General features: G+C 63.2%; 5 protein-coding genes and 1 pseudogene. 2 read left to right on the plus strand and 4 right to left on the minus strand.

Translation table 11 applies throughout. From position 1 onward, the window contains the following. Positions 1-281: proline racemase family protein (locus tag AC5E6L_RS12445; RefSeq protein WP_491773678.1), on the minus strand; the 281-nt coding region annotated here is incomplete at its 3' end. A 77-nt stretch (positions 282-358) separates the two neighbouring features. On the opposite strand from AC5E6L_RS12445, the gene AC5E6L_RS12450 reads away from it, so the two are divergent. Next, positions 359-1405, plus strand: a complete 1047-nt coding sequence (locus AC5E6L_RS12450) for a GlxA family transcriptional regulator (RefSeq protein ID WP_491773680.1) — start codon at positions 359-361, stop codon at positions 1403-1405. 274 nt (positions 1406-1679) lie between these two features. Continuing rightward, a pseudogene (locus AC5E6L_RS12455) lies at positions 1680-1885 on the plus strand (IS3 family transposase); the annotation flags it as partial. Here AC5E6L_RS12455 and AC5E6L_RS12460 read toward each other — a convergent pair. The 3 genes from AC5E6L_RS12460 to AC5E6L_RS12470 form a co-directional block, all read right to left on the minus strand. After that, the gene (locus tag AC5E6L_RS12460) at positions 1882-2040 is read right to left on the minus strand and encodes a hypothetical protein (RefSeq protein WP_491228841.1); all 159 of its coding nucleotides are present in this window, start codon (positions 2038-2040) and stop codon (positions 1882-1884) included. The pseudogene AC5E6L_RS12455 and the gene AC5E6L_RS12460 sit on opposite strands and share 4 nt — an antisense overlap. Positions 2041-2062: 22 nt before the next feature. After that, complete coding sequence (locus AC5E6L_RS12465; protein WP_491773683.1) at positions 2063-3421, minus strand: amidase; 1359 nt, start codon at positions 3419-3421, stop codon at positions 2063-2065. Then, positions 3411-3721 (minus strand): TRAP transporter large permease subunit (locus AC5E6L_RS12470; RefSeq protein ID WP_491773685.1); only part of this gene is annotated, 311 nt, incomplete at its 5' end. The genes AC5E6L_RS12465 and AC5E6L_RS12470, both read right to left, overlap by 11 nt.

Here is a 3721-nt window from a genome sequence, read left to right on the forward strand (position 1 = left end):
TTCGATCCGGACATGGCGTGCGGCCCGTCCGGCTGCATCGGAATGAAAGCGGCATCGGCGTCATCGCGTGTCGGCGGCAACAGAAGATTGACCGACACCTGCGCGGCTCCGCGCGGCTCAAGCAACGTAAAGCGCACCAGGCTGTCATCGACGTCGGCGATGTGGTTCATCTTGTCGAGCACGGTGTTGCCGGGAATGTCCGGCGCGCCATGCGTGATCACCTGTCCGACCTCTCCTTCGGCGTGCGCGCCCACAATGTCGAGCGTTCCGGGCCAAGGCATGTCCATTCTCCAATTGGTTTGACCCGATGGACTCTGGGGGATAGGGCGGGCTTGTCATAGGATGCCGAGTGCGAAAGATGGAACAAATGGTCGATGGCGCTGATTTACACGTTCTCCAGCCCGGCCCCGATCTCAGGGTGGCGTTTGTCTTGTCGCAGCAGTTCACGCTGCTGCCTTTTTCGGGTTTCATGGACACGCTGCGGCATGCGGCCGACGAGGGAGACCGCAGCCGCCAGATCTATTGCCAATGGGAGATCGTCGGCCCAACGCTGGAGCCTGTCCCGTCGAGCGGCGGCGCGGAGATCCGGCCCTGGAAACTGTTCCCCGACCCGGACGCCTATGATTGCATCGTGCTCGTCGGGGGATTGCTGCCGGTTTCCGCCAAGCACCCTGAGGAGACATTGGATTTTCTGCGCCGGGCCAGCGATCGGAAAAAGCTGATCGTTGGATTGTGTACGGGCAGCTTCACCTTGGCCGAGGCGGGATTGCTGGACGGGAAACGCTGCGCCGTACATTTCCGCCACGGTGAAGAATTTCGGCGCCGCCACCCTTCGGTGCGCACGACAACCCACGAGATATTCGTGATCGACGACAATATCATCACCTGCCCCGGGGGGACCGCGGCGATTGATGTTGCTGTCGAGATAATCTCCCGTTGCTGTGGACGCGCGCGTGCGACCAAGGGGCTGGCGGATATGATCGTGGACGAACACCGGGCGGCGTTTCACACGCCGCGCCTGCCCTTTGACGAGTTGGAGACATGCGGAGATTACCGTGTCGAGCGCGCGGTGAAGATCATGCGCCAGAACCTGTCCCAGACCGGCACCATTGCCGATATCGCATCGCGGATCGGTTTGAGCGTCAGCCAGTTGAACCGCGCGTTTCGCGCCCGGTCCCAGGCCTCTCCCGCCGCGATCTGGCGCGCGATCCGGTTGAAACACGGGCGGTGGCGCGTTCTCAATTCAAGTCGAACCATTACCGAAATCGCATTCGAATGCGGATTTTCGGACTGTTCTCATTTCATCCGCTGGTTCCGCAAGACCTACGGCGAAACGCCGCAGGAAGCGCGGGCTCGAAGGGCGCCGGCCGCCAATGCTTTCTATTTGCTTGATGCCGAGTTTTGATGGTGCAGTCTTTTCGGCGGCATGGAAGGAGGCCCTATGGGACAGGTTCTTCACGGGAGCGCCACATGGGCTGCCCTGGGGCGGGTGAAGCCCAACCCGGAGGAGGGAGGCGGTGCGTTGAGTGATACAAAATAGTCAAGAAAGCCTGAGGGCATTTTCCAAGCGCCACGGCATCTCCCGTCCGCCCGATGTCGATGGCGATAAGCCGGCCAAGAAGAAGTTCAAAAGGTACCCGACCAGCTACTTCCATGCTTGTCCTCGGACTTGATCCGGGGACGCCACCGTCAAGCGATTCCACTACGACGATCACGACCAATTGCGCCGGCACCTTCGGGACTTCATCGACGCCTATAATTTCGCCCGCCGGCTCAAGACACTAAAGGGCTTAACACCCTACGGGTTCATCTGCAGCGCTTGACAAGCGAGCCCGAACGATTCGGACTCAAGCCAGCCAATCAAATGCCGGGACTGAACAACTAGGAGTTTTTGCCGCTCGATCCGATGAAGTCGAAGGCGGCCAGCGCGACCGTCAGAGCGATCACGGCCACCAGCGCGGGGCTTGGCAGGGCCCATCCCAGAATGCCGAGAAAAGCGGCAAGAAACGCAAAGGCGATCAGGGCAAGTAAGCGGTCCATGGCTGTTCGCGTTTCCTTTTCGTTACCGTTCCGCCCAGTCGCATAGCCACTGTGCCGTACGCAGCAGCCTTGCATCGTTACCCTGTGCGCCCACAAGCTGAACACCCATCGGCAGCCCGCTCGCCGCTGTCATCAGCGGCACGGTTATCGCGGGCGTGCCGCAGAGCGTCCAAAGGCCATTAAAGATCGAACTGCCGGTCCAGTCCAGCCCATGGGGCGCAGGCCCGGTCGCCGCCGGGCAGACGATCGCATCGCAGCGGGAAAAAATCTCACCCAATCCCGCATTGAGCACCGGACGCCAATCGAGCGCGGCCAGGTAATCGCGCGCCATGACGCCATTGCCGGTCTCGATCGCCTCGCGGGTTGCGCCGCCCAGACGGTCCGCCCCGTCGCGCCAATAACGGTGAAAATGGCGAGCCATCTCGGCGAAATGGATCCGCTCCTGCTCCCGGCCCGCCTCGGCGAAGGGCGCGGGCAAGGTCACGGCAAACACCTGCTCGCCGAGCGCCGTTTCCAGTTCATCGAACGCATCGCGCAGATCGGCATCGGCCTCCTCCCAGCCCGGCGGACGGACGATGGCCAGGGTCGGCGTCACCGGCGGCTGCGACCGCGCCGTTTCAATCAGCCGCGGCGGCGGCGCCGGGCCGGTCGCCGGATCGTTCCGGTCATGGCCGAACAGGCATTCGGCCAGAAGCGCCGCCCCGGTGACATCGGCGGCGAACACGCCAATCGTATCGAGCGTCGGCGACTGCATGAGAACACCGGTGCGGGGGATGGCGCCAAAGCTCGGTTTGTAGCCGGTCACGCCGCAATAGGAGGCGGGCCTGATCACCGAGCCGACGGTTTGCGTTCCGATTGCCAGCGGCACCATCTGATCGGCGACGGCCGCCGCCGATCCCGAGGACGACCCGCCCGGCGTGTGCTCGGGGTTGTGCGGATTGCGGGTCGCTGGGGGATGGCGATAGGCCAGTTCGGCGGTTGCCGTCTTGCCCATGATCACCGCGCCGGCCTGTTTGAGCCGGTCGACGACGAATGCATCGCAGGCGGGCACCCGCCCCTCATCGAGCACGCAGCCGTTCCCGGTCGGCATGCGGCACGTGTCGATGATGTCCTTGATGGCGACGGGAAGACCGTGCAGCGCACCGATGGCCTTGCCCGAGGCGCGATGCGCATCCAGCCGGCGGGCCTGTTGGCGGACGAAGTCGGCATCGAAGAAGGCCCAGGCGCGCAGCGCCTCCTCGCGCTCCTCGATGCGCGCGATACATGCCTCGGCCAGTTCGATCGACCGCAGCGCGCCCGAGGCGAGCCGGTCGCGCAACTCCAGCGCGCCGAGCGCGACAAGCGAACCGGCCGCATTCCCCCGGTGGCGATCAGTTGCCATAGAACAGTTCCGGCAGATAGAAGACGATCTGCGGATAAAGGTACATCAGCACCATCGACAGCAGGACACACGCCAGGAACGGCATGACGCCGGCGAAAATCTGCGTCAGCCGCACTTGGGGCGGCGCGATCCCCTTGAGGTAATAGGCCGACATCGCCATGGGCGGCGTCAGGAAGCTGGTCTGAAGGTTCAATGCCACAAGAATGCCGAAGAACAGCGGGTCGATCTCGAAAATATGCAGCAATGGCAGGAAGATCGGCACGAAGATGATGATGATCTCGGACCATTCCAGCGGCCAGC

It is taken from the genome of Roseitalea sp. (assembly GCF_984466335.1).

What these genes read in the sequence shown, in the direction of transcription:
- AC5E6L_RS12450 (WP_491773680.1), top strand. Translation starts at nt 359, where the DNA reads ATGGAACAAATGGTCGATGGCGCTGATTTACACGTTCTCCAGCCCGGC.
- AC5E6L_RS12460 (WP_491228841.1), bottom strand. Translation starts at nt 2,040, where the DNA reads ATGGACCGCTTACTTGCCCTGATCGCCTTTGCGTTTCTTGCCGCTTTT.
- AC5E6L_RS12465 (WP_491773683.1), bottom strand. Translation starts at nt 3,421, where the DNA reads ATGGCAACTGATCGCCACCGGGGGAATGCGGCCGGTTCGCTTGTCGCG.